General features: G+C 71.5%; 10 protein-coding genes and 1 pseudogene. 7 read left to right on the top strand and 4 right to left on the bottom strand.

The annotated features are described in order from the left end of the window. The first annotated feature begins 189 nt into the window (after positions 1-189). The 3 genes from ACFYQQ_RS04675 (at position 190) to ACFYQQ_RS04665 (ending at position 5,381) form a co-directional block, all read left to right on the top strand. A complete protein-coding gene (locus tag ACFYQQ_RS04675) occupies positions 190-1,410 on the top strand; it encodes a sensor histidine kinase (RefSeq protein ID WP_356167284.1) in 1,221 nt (406 codons plus the stop codon). Then, the gene (locus tag ACFYQQ_RS04670; RefSeq protein WP_355784342.1) at positions 1,407-2,090 is read left to right on the top strand and encodes a response regulator transcription factor; all 684 of its coding nucleotides are present in this window, start codon (positions 1,407-1,409) and stop codon (positions 2,088-2,090) included. Before ACFYQQ_RS04675 ends, ACFYQQ_RS04670 begins: the two co-directional genes overlap by 4 nt. A gap of 156 nt (positions 2,091-2,246) precedes the next feature. After that, positions 2,247-5,381 (top strand): efflux RND transporter permease subunit, encoded by a 3,135-nt coding sequence (locus ACFYQQ_RS04665; protein ID WP_355784345.1) that lies wholly within the window; start codon positions 2,247-2,249, stop codon positions 5,379-5,381. 80 nt (positions 5,382-5,461) lie between these two features. Here ACFYQQ_RS04665 and nadA read toward each other — a convergent pair whose 3' ends face one another. Continuing rightward, complete coding sequence (gene nadA / locus ACFYQQ_RS04660; protein WP_355784348.1) at positions 5,462-6,646, bottom strand: quinolinate synthase NadA; 1,185 nt, start codon at positions 6,644-6,646, stop codon at positions 5,462-5,464. Positions 6,647-6,957: 311 nt separating this feature from the next. Between nadA and ACFYQQ_RS04655 the strand changes: the two genes are divergently transcribed. After that, positions 6,958-7,314, top strand: a complete 357-nt coding sequence (locus ACFYQQ_RS04655) for an iron-sulfur cluster assembly accessory protein (protein ID WP_161305473.1) — start codon at positions 6,958-6,960, stop codon at positions 7,312-7,314. A 213-nt stretch (positions 7,315-7,527) separates the two neighbouring features. Here the strand turns inward: ACFYQQ_RS04655 and ACFYQQ_RS04650 are convergent, their stop codons facing one another. Then, on the bottom strand, positions 7,528-9,051 hold the full coding sequence (locus ACFYQQ_RS04650; protein WP_388903436.1) for a hypothetical protein: 1,524 nt from the start codon (positions 9,049-9,051) through the stop codon (positions 7,528-7,530). Between the two features lie 165 nt (positions 9,052-9,216). Then, positions 9,217-9,426 (bottom strand): hypothetical protein, encoded by a 210-nt coding sequence (locus tag ACFYQQ_RS04645; protein ID WP_388903433.1) that lies wholly within the window; start codon positions 9,424-9,426, stop codon positions 9,217-9,219. Positions 9,427-9,558: 132 nt separating this feature from the next. Here ACFYQQ_RS04645 and ACFYQQ_RS04640 point away from each other — a divergent pair, with 132 nt between their 5' ends. Then, a complete protein-coding gene (locus ACFYQQ_RS04640) occupies positions 9,559-10,533 on the top strand; it encodes a carbohydrate kinase family protein (protein ID WP_356167271.1) in 975 nt (324 codons plus the stop codon). Between the two features lie 99 nt (positions 10,534-10,632). Here ACFYQQ_RS04640 and ACFYQQ_RS04635 read toward each other — a convergent pair whose 3' ends face one another. After that, the gene (locus ACFYQQ_RS04635) at positions 10,633-12,015 is read right to left on the bottom strand and encodes an aminotransferase class V-fold PLP-dependent enzyme (RefSeq protein ID WP_356244522.1); all 1,383 of its coding nucleotides are present in this window, start codon (positions 12,013-12,015) and stop codon (positions 10,633-10,635) included. A 276-nt stretch (positions 12,016-12,291) separates the two neighbouring features. Between ACFYQQ_RS04635 and coxB the strand changes: the two genes are divergently transcribed. After that, complete coding sequence (coxB, locus tag ACFYQQ_RS04630) at positions 12,292-13,251, top strand: cytochrome c oxidase subunit II (protein WP_355794510.1); 960 nt, start codon at positions 12,292-12,294, stop codon at positions 13,249-13,251. Then, positions 13,248-13,456, top strand: a pseudogene (locus ACFYQQ_RS04625) (cytochrome ubiquinol oxidase subunit I); the annotation flags it as partial. The gene coxB and the pseudogene ACFYQQ_RS04625, both read left to right, overlap by 4 nt.

Genomic DNA, 13,456 nt, shown 5'->3' with positions numbered 1-13,456 from the left:
GTCGGGGGCGCGGGGAACGGCGCGAGCAGCCACGACGGCGGTCCGGGGATTCCACGACCCCCGGTGGCGCCTCGTCGGGGGCGCGGGGAACGGCGCCCCCGGTGCCCGCACGCCGGACGAACCCGCACGAGCCCCCTCGGGCAGGAGAGAGGGCGCCCCCCGGAGCGCCACCCCCCGTACCTTTGGCGCGTGAGCACCCTCGAGCGCACCCGGTGCAGACTCCGGGCCCACCCCCTCGCCCTGGACGCGGCCCTGGCCGCCGGCGTCCTGGCCTGCATGGTGGCGGGCTCCTTCGTCGACCCGCACGGCGAGGACGGCGCGACCTGGGGCGCGCGCACTCCCGACGCCATGAGCCTGACCCTGATGGTGCTCGGCGCGGCGGCCCTGGTCTTCCGGCGCCGCGCCCCCATGGCCGTCCTCGCCGGGACCGTCGCCGTCTCCCTCGTGGAGCTCGTGACCGGCGACCCGCGCGCCCCGGTGGCGATGTCCGCCGTCGTCGCCCTCTTCACCGTGGCCTCCGCCACCGACCGCCCCACCACCTGGCGCGTCGGACTGCTCACCATGACCGTGCTGACGGCGTCCGCCATGCTCGCGGGCCCGCTGCCCTGGTACGCCCAGGAAAACCTCGGCATCTTCGCCTGGACCGGCATGGCCGCCGCCGCGGGCGACGCCGTACGCAGCCGGCGGGCCTTCGTGCACGCGATCAGGGAACGCGCCGACCGCGCGGAACGCACCCGCGAGGAGGAGGCGCGCCGCCGCGTCGCCGAGGAGCGGCTGCGCATCGCCCGCGACCTGCACGACGTCGTCGCGCACCACATCGCCCTGGTCAACGTGCAGGCGGGCGTCGCCGCGCACGTCATGGACAAGCGGCCCGACCAGGCCAAGGAGGCGCTCGGGCACGTCCGCGAGGCCAGCCGTTCGGCGCTCAACGAGCTGCGGGCCACCGTCGGGCTGCTGCGCCAGAGCGGCGATCCCGAGGCGCCGACCGAACCGGCCCCCGGCCTGAACCGCCTCGACGAACTGGCCGACACCTTCCGCAACGCCGGGCTGCCCGTGGAGGTCGCGCGGGCCGACCACGGCACCAGCCTGCCCGCCGCCGTGGACCTCGCGGCGTACCGGGTCATCCAGGAGGCCCTCACCAACGTCCGCAAGCACGCGGGCACCGACGCGAAGGCCGAGGTCAGCGTCGTACGCGTGGGGCCGAACGTCGAGGTGACCGTGCTCGACGACGGACCGGGCCAGGACCAGGGGCCGCGGGACGGCGGCGGACACGGCCTCCTCGGCATGCGCGAGCGGGTCACCGCGCTCGGCGGCACCTGCACCGCAGGTCCCCGCTACGGAGGCGGTTTCCGGGTCCATGCGATCCTTCCGGTCAAGAACCGCCCATCCGTCACGGGGGACCCCGCATGACCATCCGCGTCCTGCTCGCCGACGACCAGGCACTGCTGCGCAGCGCCTTCCGCGTCCTGGTCGACTCCGAGCCGGACATGGAGGTCGTGGGAGAGGCGTCCGACGGCGCGGAGGCGGTGCGCCTGGCGCGCGAGGAGCGGGCGGACGTGGTGCTCATGGACATCCGCATGCCGGGCACCGACGGCCTGGCCGCCACCCGGCTGATCAGCGCCGATCCCGGCCTCACGCACGTCCGCGTGGTCATGCTGACGACGTTCGAGGTCGACGAGTACGTGGTGCAGTCGCTGCGGGCGGGCGCGTCCGGGTTCCTCGGCAAGGGCTCCGAGCCCGAGGAGCTGCTGAACGCCATCCGGATCGCGGCGGGCGGCGAGGCGCTGCTGTCGCCGGCCGCCACCAAGGGACTGATCGCGCAGTTCCTCGCCCAGGGTGACCCGTCGGACGACGGGCGGGACCCGGCCCGCTCCGAGCGGCTGGACACGCTCACCGTGCGGGAGCGGGAGGTGCTGGTGCAGGTGGCCGGCGGGCACTCCAACGACGAGATCGCCGAGCGGCTGACGGTCAGCCCGCTCACCGTGAAGACGCACGTCAACCGGGCCATGGCCAAGCTGGGCGCGCGCGACCGGGCACAGCTGGTCGTGATCGCGTACGAGTCGGGGCTGGTCCGTCCGAGGGTGGACTGAGCTCCACCGCGGTGTACTGCGCCCGCAGTAGGCGCCGGACGAGGAAATGGACCTGGGGGCTACGGATCGGCTTCCGGCGATGGCTCAGGGTGTGACGTGGGGCGCTCACATGTGCCCCTCCTGCCGCTCACACCACGGAAGAGAGACCCGCCACCCATGTCCTGGCTGTCCAGATTCAGCCTCGCGCAACGGGCCCTGATCGGACTGATGTCGATCATCGCCATCGCCTTCGGGGCGATAGCGATCCCGCAGCTCAAGCAACAGTTGCTGCCCACCATCGAACTGCCCATGGTGTCCGTCCTGGCGCCGTACCAGGGTGCGTCCCCGGACGTGGTCGAGAAGCAGGTCGTCGAGCCCATCGAGGACAACCTCGAATCCGTCGACGGCATCACCGGTGTCACCTCCACGGCGAGCGAGGGCAACGCCGTGATCATGGCGTCCTTCGACTACGGCAACGACACCAAGCAGCTCGTCGCCGACGTCCAGCAGGCCGTCAACCGCGCCCGCGTCCAGCTCCCGGACGACGTGGACCCGCAGGTCGTCGCCGGTTCGACGGACGACATGCCGACGGTGGTCCTCGCCGTCACCTCCGGCAAGGACCAGCAGGCCCTCTCCGACCAGCTCGACCGGACCGTCGTCCCGGCGCTGAAGGACATCGACGGCGTCGGCCAGGTCACCGTCGACGGCGTCCGCGACCTCCAGGTCACGGTCACCCCGGACGACCGGAAGCTCGCGAAGGCCGGGCTCACCCCGGCGGCTCTCGGCCAGGCGCTCCGCGCGGGCGGCGCGACCGTCCCGGCGGGCTCCTTCGACGAGGACGGCGCCAACCGCACCGTCCAGGTCGGCGGCGGCTTCACGTCGCTGAAGCAGATCGAGGAACTCAGGGTCACCGGCGAGGGCGTGCGGAAGCCGGTGCGCCTCGCCGACGTGGCGACGGTCCGGCAGGAGCAGGCGAAGGCCGACTCCATCACGCGTACGGACGGCCGGCCCAGCCTCGCGGTCATGGTCACCATGGACCACGACGGCAGCGCGGTCGCCATCTCCGACGCCGTCCAGGACAAGCTGCCGGACCTGCGGAGCGACCTCGGCTCGGGGGCGACGATCACCGTCGTCAGCGACCAGGGCCCGGCGGTCTCCAAGTCCATCAAGGGACTGACCACCGAGGGCGCCCTCGGTCTGCTCTTCGCGGTCCTCGTCATCCTGGTCTTCCTGGCGTCGGTGCGCTCGACGCTGGTCACCGCGGTGTCCATCCCGCTGTCGGTGGTGCTGGCCCTGATCGTCCTGTGGACCCGCGACCTGTCGCTCAACATGCTGACGCTGGGCGCGCTCACCATCGCCATCGGCCGCGTCGTCGACGACTCGATCGTGGTCCTGGAGAACATCAAGCGCCATCTCGGCTACGGCGAGGAGCGCGAGGAGGCGATCCTCAAGGCGGTGCGCGAGGTCGCGGGCGCCGTCACCTCCTCCACCCTCACCACGGTCGCCGTCTTCCTGCCGATCGGGCTCACCGGCGGCATGGTGGGCGAGCTGTTCGGCTCGTTCAGCCTTACGGTCACGGCCGCCCTGCTGGCGTCGCTGCTGGTCTCGCTGACGGTGGTGCCGGTCCTGTCGTACTGGTTCCTGCGCGCCCCCAAGGGCACCCCGGAGGACGCCGACGAGGCCCGCCGCGAGGCGGAGGAGAAGGAGGCACGCAGCCGTCTGCAGCGGTTCTACGTCCCCGTCCTGCGCTTCGCGACCCGTCGCCGGCTGACGAGCGTGGCGATCGCGGTCGTCGTCCTCGTCGGCACGTTCGGCATGGCGCCGCTGCTCAAGACGAACTTCTTCGACCAGGGCGACCAGGAAGTCCTCACCGTCAAGCAGGAGTTGAAGCCGGGCACCAGCCTGGCGGCGACCGACGCCGCGGCGCGCAAGGTCGAGAAGATGCTCGACGATGTCGACGGCGTCAAGGACTACCAGGTCACCATCGGCTCGTCCGGCTTCCTCGCGGCCTTCGGCGGCGGCACGGACACCAACCAGGCCTCGTACCAGGTCATGCTGAAGGACTCCGCGTCGTACGAGGACGTCCAGGACCGCATCGAGAAGGGGCTCGGCAAGCTCTCCGGGACCGGCACGACCACCGTCGCGGCCGGTGACGGCTTCGGCAACCAGGACCTCAGCGTGGTCGTGAAGGCGGCCGACGGCGACGTCCTGCGCGAGGCGGCCGAGCAGGTCCGCGCCGAGGTGGCGGAGCTGGACCACGTCACGGACGTCACCAGCGACCTGTCGCAGAGCGTGCCGCGGATCTCGGTGAAGGCCAACTCCAAGGCGGCCGCGGCCGGGTTCGACGACAGCACCCTCGGTGCCGCCGTCGCCCAGGCGGTCCGGGGCACCACCAGCGGCAAGGCGATCCTGGACGACACCGAGCGGGACGTCGTCATCAGGTCGGCGAAGCCCGCCGACACCCTCGCCGAGCTGAAGGGCCTGCGGCTCGGCGCCGTGAAGCTCGGCGACATCGCCACCGTGAAGCTGGTCGACGGCCCGGTCTCGATGACCCGGATCGACGGTCAGCGGGCGGCCACCGTCACGGCGAAGCCGACGGGGGACAACACCGGCGCGGTCAGCGCGGACCTGACGGCGAAGCTTGACAAGCTGAAGCTGCCGGCCGGCGCGACGGCGGAGATCGGCGGGGTCTCGCAGGACCAGGACGACGCGTTCGCGTCCCTCGGCCTCGCGATGCTCGCGGCGATCGCGATCGTCTTCATGCTGCTGGTCGCGACGTTCCGTTCACTGGTCCAGCCGCTGATCCTGCTCGTGTCCATCCCGTTCGCGGCGACCGGCGCGATCGGCCTGCTGGTCGTCACCGGCACCCCGATGGGCGTCCCGGCGATGATCGGCATGCTGATGCTCATCGGCATCGTGGTCACCAACGCGATCGTGCTGATCGACCTGATCAACCAGTACCGGCGGCAGGGGTACGGCGTCGTCGAGGCCGTGCTGGAAGGCGGCCGGCACCGGCTGCGCCCGATCCTGATGACGGCGCTGGCGACGATCTTCGCCCTGCTCCCGATGGCGCTCGGCGTCACCGGTGAGGGCGGCTTCATCGCCCAGCCGCTGGCCGTGGTCGTCATCGGCGGCCTGATCACGTCGACCCTGCTCACCCTGCTCCTCGTCCCGACGCTCTACGCGATGATCGAGCTCCGCAAGGAGCGCCGGGCGAAGAAGAGGGCGGCGAAGCGCGCGGACAAGGCCGGCGTCCCGCCGCAGTCCTCCGCGCGGTCCGACGCCGAGGACCCGGAACCCGCCCAGGTCTGACCCGTCAGTCACCGCACACGAACGGGGCGCCCCTCCACAAGGAAGGGCGCCCCGTTCGGCGTGTACGCGCAGTGCGAGGGCTACGGCAGGGCCAGCATCCGCTCCAGCGCCAGCTTGGCGAACGCCTCCGTCTCCTTGTCCACCTCGATGCGGTTGACGAGGTTGCCCTCGGCCAGGGACTCCAGGGTCCAGACCAGGTGCGGGAGGTCGATGCGGTTCATGGTCGAGCAGAAGCAGACCGTCTTGTCGAGGAAGACGATCTCCTTGCCCTCGGGGGCGAAACGGTTCGCCAGGCGGCGGACCAGGTTCAGCTCCGTACCGATCGCCCACTTCGAGCCGGCCGGGGCCGCCTCCAGCGCCTTGATGATGTACTCCGTGGAGCCCACGTAGTCCGCGGCGGCCACGACCTCGTGCTTGCACTCCGGGTGGACCAGGACGTTCACGCCGGGGATCCGGGCCCGTACGTCCTCCACCGACTCCAGCGAGAAGCGGCCGTGGACGGAGCAGTGGCCGCGCCACAGGATCATCTTGGCGTCGCGCAGCTGCTCGGCGGTCAGACCGCCGTTCGGCTTGTGCGGGTTGTAGAGGACGCAGTCCTCCAGGGACATCCCCATGTCGCGGACGGCGGTGTTGCGGCCGAGGTGCTGGTCGGGCAGGAACAGCACCTTCTCGCCCTGCTCGAAGGCCCACTCCAGCGCCTTCTTAGCGTTCGACGAGGTGCAGATCGTGCCCCCGTGCTTGCCGGTGAAGGCCTTGATGTCCGCCGACGAGTTCATGTACGACACGGGCACGACCTGCTCGGCGACGCCGGCCTCGGTCAGCACGTCCCAGCACTCGGCGACCTGCTCGGCCGTCGCCATGTCGGCCATCGAGCAGCCGGCGGCGAGGTCGGGCAGGACGACCTTCTGGTCGTCGGAGGTCAGGATGTCCGCGGACTCGGCCATGAAGTGCACACCGCAGAAGACGATGTACTCGGCCTCCGGGCGGGCGGCCGCGTCCCGGGCCAGCTTGAACGAGTCACCTGTGACGTCGGCGAACTGGATGACCTCGTCGCGCTGGTAGTGGTGGCCGAGCACGAAGACCTTGTCCCCGAGCTTCTCCTTGGCCGCGCGGGCGCGCTCCACCAGGTCCGGGTCGGACGGGGAGGGCAGGTCGCCGGGGCACTCGACGCCGCGCTCGCTGCGCGGGTCGGCCTCGCGGCCGAGCAGCAGCAGGGCGAGAGGCGTCGGCTGTACGTCGAGCTCCTGGGGCTGGGCGGTGGTCACCACACGCACCCTTTCTGTTCTGCGGCTCGCCGGATCGTTCGACCGTTCCGGCGGGACATGTGGGACAAGCCTTCTCGTCTAAATGACGCTATCTATGATAACTGCTTCACGTCACGTTGACGATGCCCATAGCGTCGATGTGACGTGAATCCCGGCGGGCGTTGTCCACAGGCGCTGTCCGCGTCCCCCGCGCATGTGCGAGCATGAAGAGCAGAGAAGCGAAAAGACACGCATCGGCCCGGAATGAATCCGCGGCCCCGCCGGTTGGAACCGTCGGCAAGCAGTCTCCGTACAACCCGGGAGAGAAGCAGATGTCCGTATCGGACGAGACCACCACCGTGAGCGACGGCATCATCCTGTCCGACGCCGCCGCGGCCAAGGTCAAGGCCCTGCTCGACCAGGAAGGCCGTGAGGACCTGGCGCTGCGCGTCGCCGTTCAGCCCGGCGGCTGCTCCGGCCTGCGCTACCAGCTCTTCTTCGACGAGCGCTCCCTCGACGGCGACGTCGTCAAGGACTTCGGCGGCGTCAAGGTCGTCACCGACCGCATGAGCGCCCCGTACCTGGGCGGTGCCTCCATCGACTTCGTGGACACCATCGAGAAGCAGGGCTTCACGATCGACAACCCGAACGCGACCGGCTCCTGCGCCTGCGGCGACTCCTTCAGCTAGCCGGCCTCCCGGCTGGGCGCAGCCGGTGGTGCGGCCCGGTCGTACGCCAGGACACATGACGAAGGCGGCGTCCCCGACAGGGACGCCGCCTTCGTGTGTCCGCGGACCGGTCTCCGGTCACGACCGGGACCTCCCGGTGTCGCGACCCGGCCCTGGCACGTCACCCGGTCCTGCCGTCGTCCCGCGCCGGGCGTCACCGGGACCGGCCGGACGTCACCGGGGGCTCGCGCTGCCCTCGGGTGTGGTCACCTTGCCCTCCCGGACCTCCTTGCCGTCCGTCCCCACGACCTCACGGCCGTCGAGCGGCGCGTCCAGGTGGACCGTCTGCCGGAACACCTTCGCGATCAGGATGCACGCCTTGCCCCGGTGCGGCTTCTCGGTCACGGCGACCTCCACCTTCCCCGAGGTCTCCTTCGCGGTGGCCGAGTAGTCGGCGCAGACCCCGCCCGTGAAGCTCACGGTCAGGTCCTTGCCCTTCGCGGTGTACCCCTGCACCCGCACGTCCCGCTCGGCCGGCTGCGAGGTCGGCTCGTCACCGGGTCCGGTCGGCCGCGGACTCGGCTGCTCCGTGGGGGTCCCGGCCGGATCGGGCGACGCCAGATACCGCGGGTCGACGGCCGGATGCGTCACCGTGAACCCGTCCTTCGCCCCCTCGGTCCGCACCTCGAACAGCCAGGACGGCACCAGGGCCTGCCGGCCGTCCACGAAGTGCGAGGCGAGCCCGAAGACGGCCTTCTCGACGGTCACCGACTGCCGCTCGGGCGTCGCCGCCGACCGCTCGCAGGGAGTCTCGTCGCGGTCCTTCAGCGGTACGGGGCTCGCGCAGCCCCCGATGCCCTTGCGCCCGCCCTCCGGCGCCGACCCGTTCATCAGGTCCAGCGTCCGGCGCGCCCCGATCACGGGATACGTGTCGCCCTTCACCGGCGCCTTCAGCTGGCCGCTGCCGCCCACCACCCGGCTGTCCGTGCCCACCTGGATACCGGTCGTCCAGCCGTACGTCGGCAGGTCGCCGACCCGCGGCTCGGCGTTCACGACGCGGACGGCGCCCATGAGCTGCCGCGCGTCGAGCTTCGCGTCGTCCTGCCCGACCGCCTTCAGCACCGGCGCCGCGGCCTTCCTCGCGGCGGCCTCGCCCACCGGGTTCCCGTTCCCGGAGCCCCGCGCGCTCCCGCACCTGACGGCGCTCCCGCAGTCGTCGGTGCCGGGCGCGTACCGGCTGAACGTCCAGGTCCCCGGCGCCCGCCTGTTCACCTGGAGGCCCGGTCCCGAGCCGTCCTTGTCCTGTCCCACCTTCCAGGTCTCCCCGGCGAGGCTCGGTGTGCCCGCGAGACCGAGAGCCTTCGCCAGCCGGGCTACCTCGCCCTCGGTGACCTGGCCCTTCGCCCGGTACACGGGCGCGGAGTCCGGGCCGCCGGGCAGCTCACCGTCCGCGCGGTAGGTCACGCCGTACGGGTCGGGCTCACCGGGCGCGATGCCCTCGCTGTCCCCGGCGCCGCCCTCCGTGTAGCCGTCCAGGACCAGTGGCGGGGGAGTGCCGTCGCCGCCCGCGCCGGCCGTGCTCCGGTCGTCGCCGTCGGAGGCGGTCGTGGCGACGTACGCCCCGCCGCCGCCGACCAGCAGCACCGCGGCCGCGACCGAGACGACGGCCACCGGGGAGTGCCGGCGGCGCGTCCCGGCCGTACCGGAGGCGTCCTCGGTGGGTTCGGTCGCGTCGTTGTCGGGTCGCTCGGTGCTCACCGCATCGCTCCTTCGGATCCGCTGCTGTCCCTGATGACCCGGCCCTGTCAAAGGCGGATGCTCAGGGGTCGTATACCCCGTCCCCTCGACGGGGGACGGCGATGAGACGCAGCGGGGGAGCGCACGGTTCCCTCCCGGGCGCCGGGCCCGGTCCGGCCGGTGCCGTCAGTCGCCGTAGTCGGACATCGCGTCCAGCAGCCGGGCGGAGGTGGAGGGGACGGTCACGCCGTGGATCAGGGACGGGGAGACGGGCAGGGGGGCGGCCTGGTCGGGTGCCGCCCAGTGCCCGGCCATGCGGGCGCAGTCGCCGCGCAGCGACGCCAAACCGCCTTCGAGGTCGAGCGGGGCGGAACCGTGGACCTTGAGGTTCGTCATAGGGGCACCGTATGCACGGGCGCGGCACGAAGAAAGATCTACTATCGGGTAGTTTTGCCCGCTTCAGGGCGGCCGGTCCACCGGGTAGCGTGAACTGTCAGCCCCTCCCTCCCGCAGGAGCGTGTCCTCGCCGTGCGTATCGCAGTCACCGGCTCCATCGCCACCGACCACCTCATGACCTTCCCCGGCCGTTTCGCCGACCAGCTCGTCGCGGACCAGCTGCACACGGTCTCCCTCTCCTTCCTGGTCGACAACCTCGACGTGCGCCGGGGCGGAGTGGGCGCGAACATCGCCTTCGGAATGGGCCAGCTGGGTACGTCACCGGTCCTGGTCGGCGCCGCCGGCTCCGACTTCGGCGAGTACCGCGCCTGGCTGGAGCGCCACGGCGTCGACACCGCGTCCGTGCGCATCTCCGAGGTGCTGCACACCGCCCGCTTCGTCTGCACGACCGACGCCGACCACAACCAGATCGGCTCCTTCTACACCGGAGCGATGAGCGAGGCCCGCCTCATCGAGCTCAAGTCGGTGGCGGACCGGGTCGGCGGTCTCGACCTCGTCCTGATCGGCGCGGACGACCCCGAGGGGATGCTGCGCCACACCGAGGAGTGCCGCTCCCGCGGGATCCCGTTCGCGGCCGACTTCTCGCAGCAGATCGCCCGGATGAACGGCGACGAGATCCGGATACTGCTGGACGGCGCCACGTACCTCTTCTCCAACGAGTACGAGAAGGGCCTCATCGAGTCCAAGACCGGCTGGAGCGACGAGGAGATCCTCGGCAAGGTCGGCCACCGCGTGACGACGCTCGGCTCGCGCGGCGTGCGCGTCGAGCGCGCCGGCGAGGACCCGATCGAGGTCGGCTGCCCCGAGGAGGAGCGCAAGGCCGACCCCACGGGCGTCGGCGACGCGTTCCGCGCGGGCTTCCTGTCCGGCCTGGCCTGGGGCGTCTCGCTGGAGCGCGCCGCCCAGGTCGGCTGCATGCTCGCCACCCTGGTCATCGAGACCGTCGGCACCCAGGAGTACCAGCTGCGCCGCGCCCACTTCATGGACCGCTTCACCAAGGCGTACGGCCACGAGGCCGCCGCCGACGTCCAGGCGCACCTCGCCTAGCGGCCGCGGACGGGAGCCCCGCCGGATGACACCGTCATCCGGCGGGGCTCCCGTATGTCCTGCCGTTCCGTCACCCGGCGGCCCCCGCGCGACCGGGCGTCACGACAGGCGGCGCACCACGTAGGCCGAGCCCCGGTCCGCGGGCTCCTCGCCGACGTACTCCTGCCCGCGCATCTCGCACCACGCCGGGATGTCGAGCCGGGCGGCCTCGTCGTCCGCGAGGACCCGGACGGTGCCGCCGACCGGTACGTCGCCGATGACCTTGGCCAGTTCGATGACGGGGATGGGGCAGCGCCGGCCCAGCGCGTCCACCACGACGGAGTCCGACGCGGCGGGCGTCTTCGTCGGCCCGGCGGGGGCGCCCAGCTTCTCGCGGACCGCGGAGACCGTGCCCGGCAGCACCGACAGGAAGCGCTCGACCTCCTCCGCTGAGGTGCCCGGCGGCAGCGACACCCGGACGTTGCCCTCGCTGAGCACGCCCATCGCCTTCAGGACGTGGCTCGGGGTCAGCGTGCTGCTCGTGCACGAGGAGCCCGACGAGACCGAGAAGTCCGCCCGGTCCAGCTCGTGCAGCAGAGTCTCCCCGTCGACATAGAGACAGGAGAAGGTGACGATGCCCGGCAGCCGGTGGACCGGGTCGCCGACCACCTCCACGTCGGGGACCAGCACGGGGACCCGGGCCCGGATCCGCTCCGTCAGTTCCCGCAGCCGGGCCGCCTCCGCGGCCGCCTCGGCCCGTACGGCGCGCAGCGAGGCCGCCGCGGCCACGATCGCGGGGATGTTCTCGAACCCGGCCGCCCGGCCCGACTCGCGCTCGTCCACCGGCCCTTGTGGCGCGAACCGGACACCCTTGCGCACGGCGAGCACCCCGACCCCCGCGGGCCCGCCCCACTTGTGGGCACTCGCCGCGAGCAGGGACCAGGCGCCTTCCACGGGACCCCAGCCCAGCGACTGCGCCGCGTCCACCAGCAGCGGTACGCCCGACTCCCCGCACGCCTGTGCGACCTCGGCCACCGGCTGCACGGTGCCCACCTCGTGGTTGGCCGACTGCAGACACGCGAGCGCGGTGTCGGGACGCAGCCCGGCAGCGAAGGCCTCGGCGGAGACGGCACCGGAACGCCGTACCGGGACTCGGGTCACCGTCCCGCCGCCCGACTCGTGGAGCTCGGCCGAATGGAGCACCGAAGAGTGTTCGACCGCTGACACGATCAGGTGGCGTCCGACGCGCCGCCGGCCCCCGAGGGCGCCCGCGACCGCCGTGTGCACGGCCCGCGTCCCCGACGAGGTGAAGGACAGCTCGTCGGGGCGGCAGCCCACCGCATCCGCGGTCGCCTCGCGGGCGGCGTCGAGCAGCAGCCGGGCCCGCCGCCCCTCGCGGTACAGCCGGGCCGGGTCGGCCCACCCCTCGTCGAGGGAGGCCTGCAGGGCCTGGCGGGCGACGGGGTGCAGAGGTGCGGACGACGCGGCGTCGAAGTAGGACACGCCCACACGCTAACTCTTCCGTGACCCGTCCGGAGAGAGCGTCAGAAACGGCCGGAGCGGGGCATTCCGGAGCTTCCCGGAGTGCTCTTCGGGGCGAACGACACCCCTTCGGGGTGCCCGACGGCGCGTTGGGCACCCTCCCCGCGCGACCCCAAATAGCGTCCAGTAGGGTTTGGTCCGCATAAACATCCAAACCCCTGCCCGACGCAGGGCGGCGACCGACCAGCGAGAAGGCCGCAGCCGACCGCGCGGGCGAGACTCTCGGGAAGGCGCTACGTGAGTCCCAACGGCTCCGACCGCTCGCCGCGGCGCCCGATGCGGCGGAAGCTGCTGCAGGCACTGACTGCGGGCCTGGTCCTGGCGACCGCCACCGGTTGCACATACAAGGACTTCCCCCGCCTTGGTATGCCCACCCCGACCACGGAAGAGGCTCCGCGGATCCTCTCCCTGTGGCAGGGGTCGTGGGCGGCCGCGCTCGCCGTTGGCGTGCTGGTGTGGGGCCTGATCCTGTGGAGCGCCATGTTCCACCGGCGCAGCCGCACCAAGGTCGAAGTTCCCCCGCAGACCCGGTACAACATGCCCATCGAGGCGCTGTACACGGTGGTCCCGCTCATCATCGTCTCCGTGCTGTTCTACTTCACAGCCCGCGACGAGTCGAAGCTCCTCAGTCTCGACAAGAAGCCCGACGTGACTGTCAACGTCGTGGGCTATCAGTGGAGCTGGGGCTTCAACTACATCGAGAACGTCGACGGTTCCACCGGGAACGCGAAGACCGACAAGAACCTGGCCGCGATCCCGCGCAAGTACAAGGACGACTTCCCGGCGAACGCCGGCGGCGTCTACGACGTCGGTACGCCCGGCACGGTGAACCCGCAGACCAAGAACCCCGGCCCGACCCTCTGGCTCCCCAAGGGCAAGACGGTCCGGTTCGTCCTCACCTCGCGTGACGTCATCCACTCCTTCTGGGTGGTGCCGTTCCTGATGAAGCAGGACGTCATCCCGGGGCACACCAACTCCTTCCAGGTGACCCCCAACAAGGAGGGCACCTTCCTGGGCAAGTGCGCCGAGCTCTGCGGCGTCGACCACTCCCGGATGCTGTTCAACGTGAAGGTCGTCTCTCCCGAGCGCTACGAGGCCCACCTCAAGGAGCTCGCCGAGAAGGGGCAGACCGGTTACGTCCCGGCCGGCATCGAGCAGACGGACCACGAGAAGAACCGGGAGAGCAACGTACTGTGAGCATCCTCAACGAACCTCAGGGTGCTGCCGGGGCGGACGCTGAGCACTACCAGAACGAGGTGCCGGTCCGGCGCAGGCAGCCCGGCAACGTCGTGGTCAAGTGGCTCACCACCACCGACCACAAGACGATCGGCTCGCTGTACCTGATCACGTCGTTCGCGTTCTTCTGCATCGGTGGCGTCATGGCGCTGCTGATGCGTGCGGA

Origin of the sequence: Streptomyces sp. NPDC005496 (assembly GCF_042872045.1) — a bacterium.
GTDB lineage: Bacteria > Actinomycetota > Actinomycetes > Streptomycetales > Streptomycetaceae > Streptomyces.
Note: the sequence above shows the minus strand (reverse complement) of the source record. Positions and strands in the feature narration are given on the sequence as shown.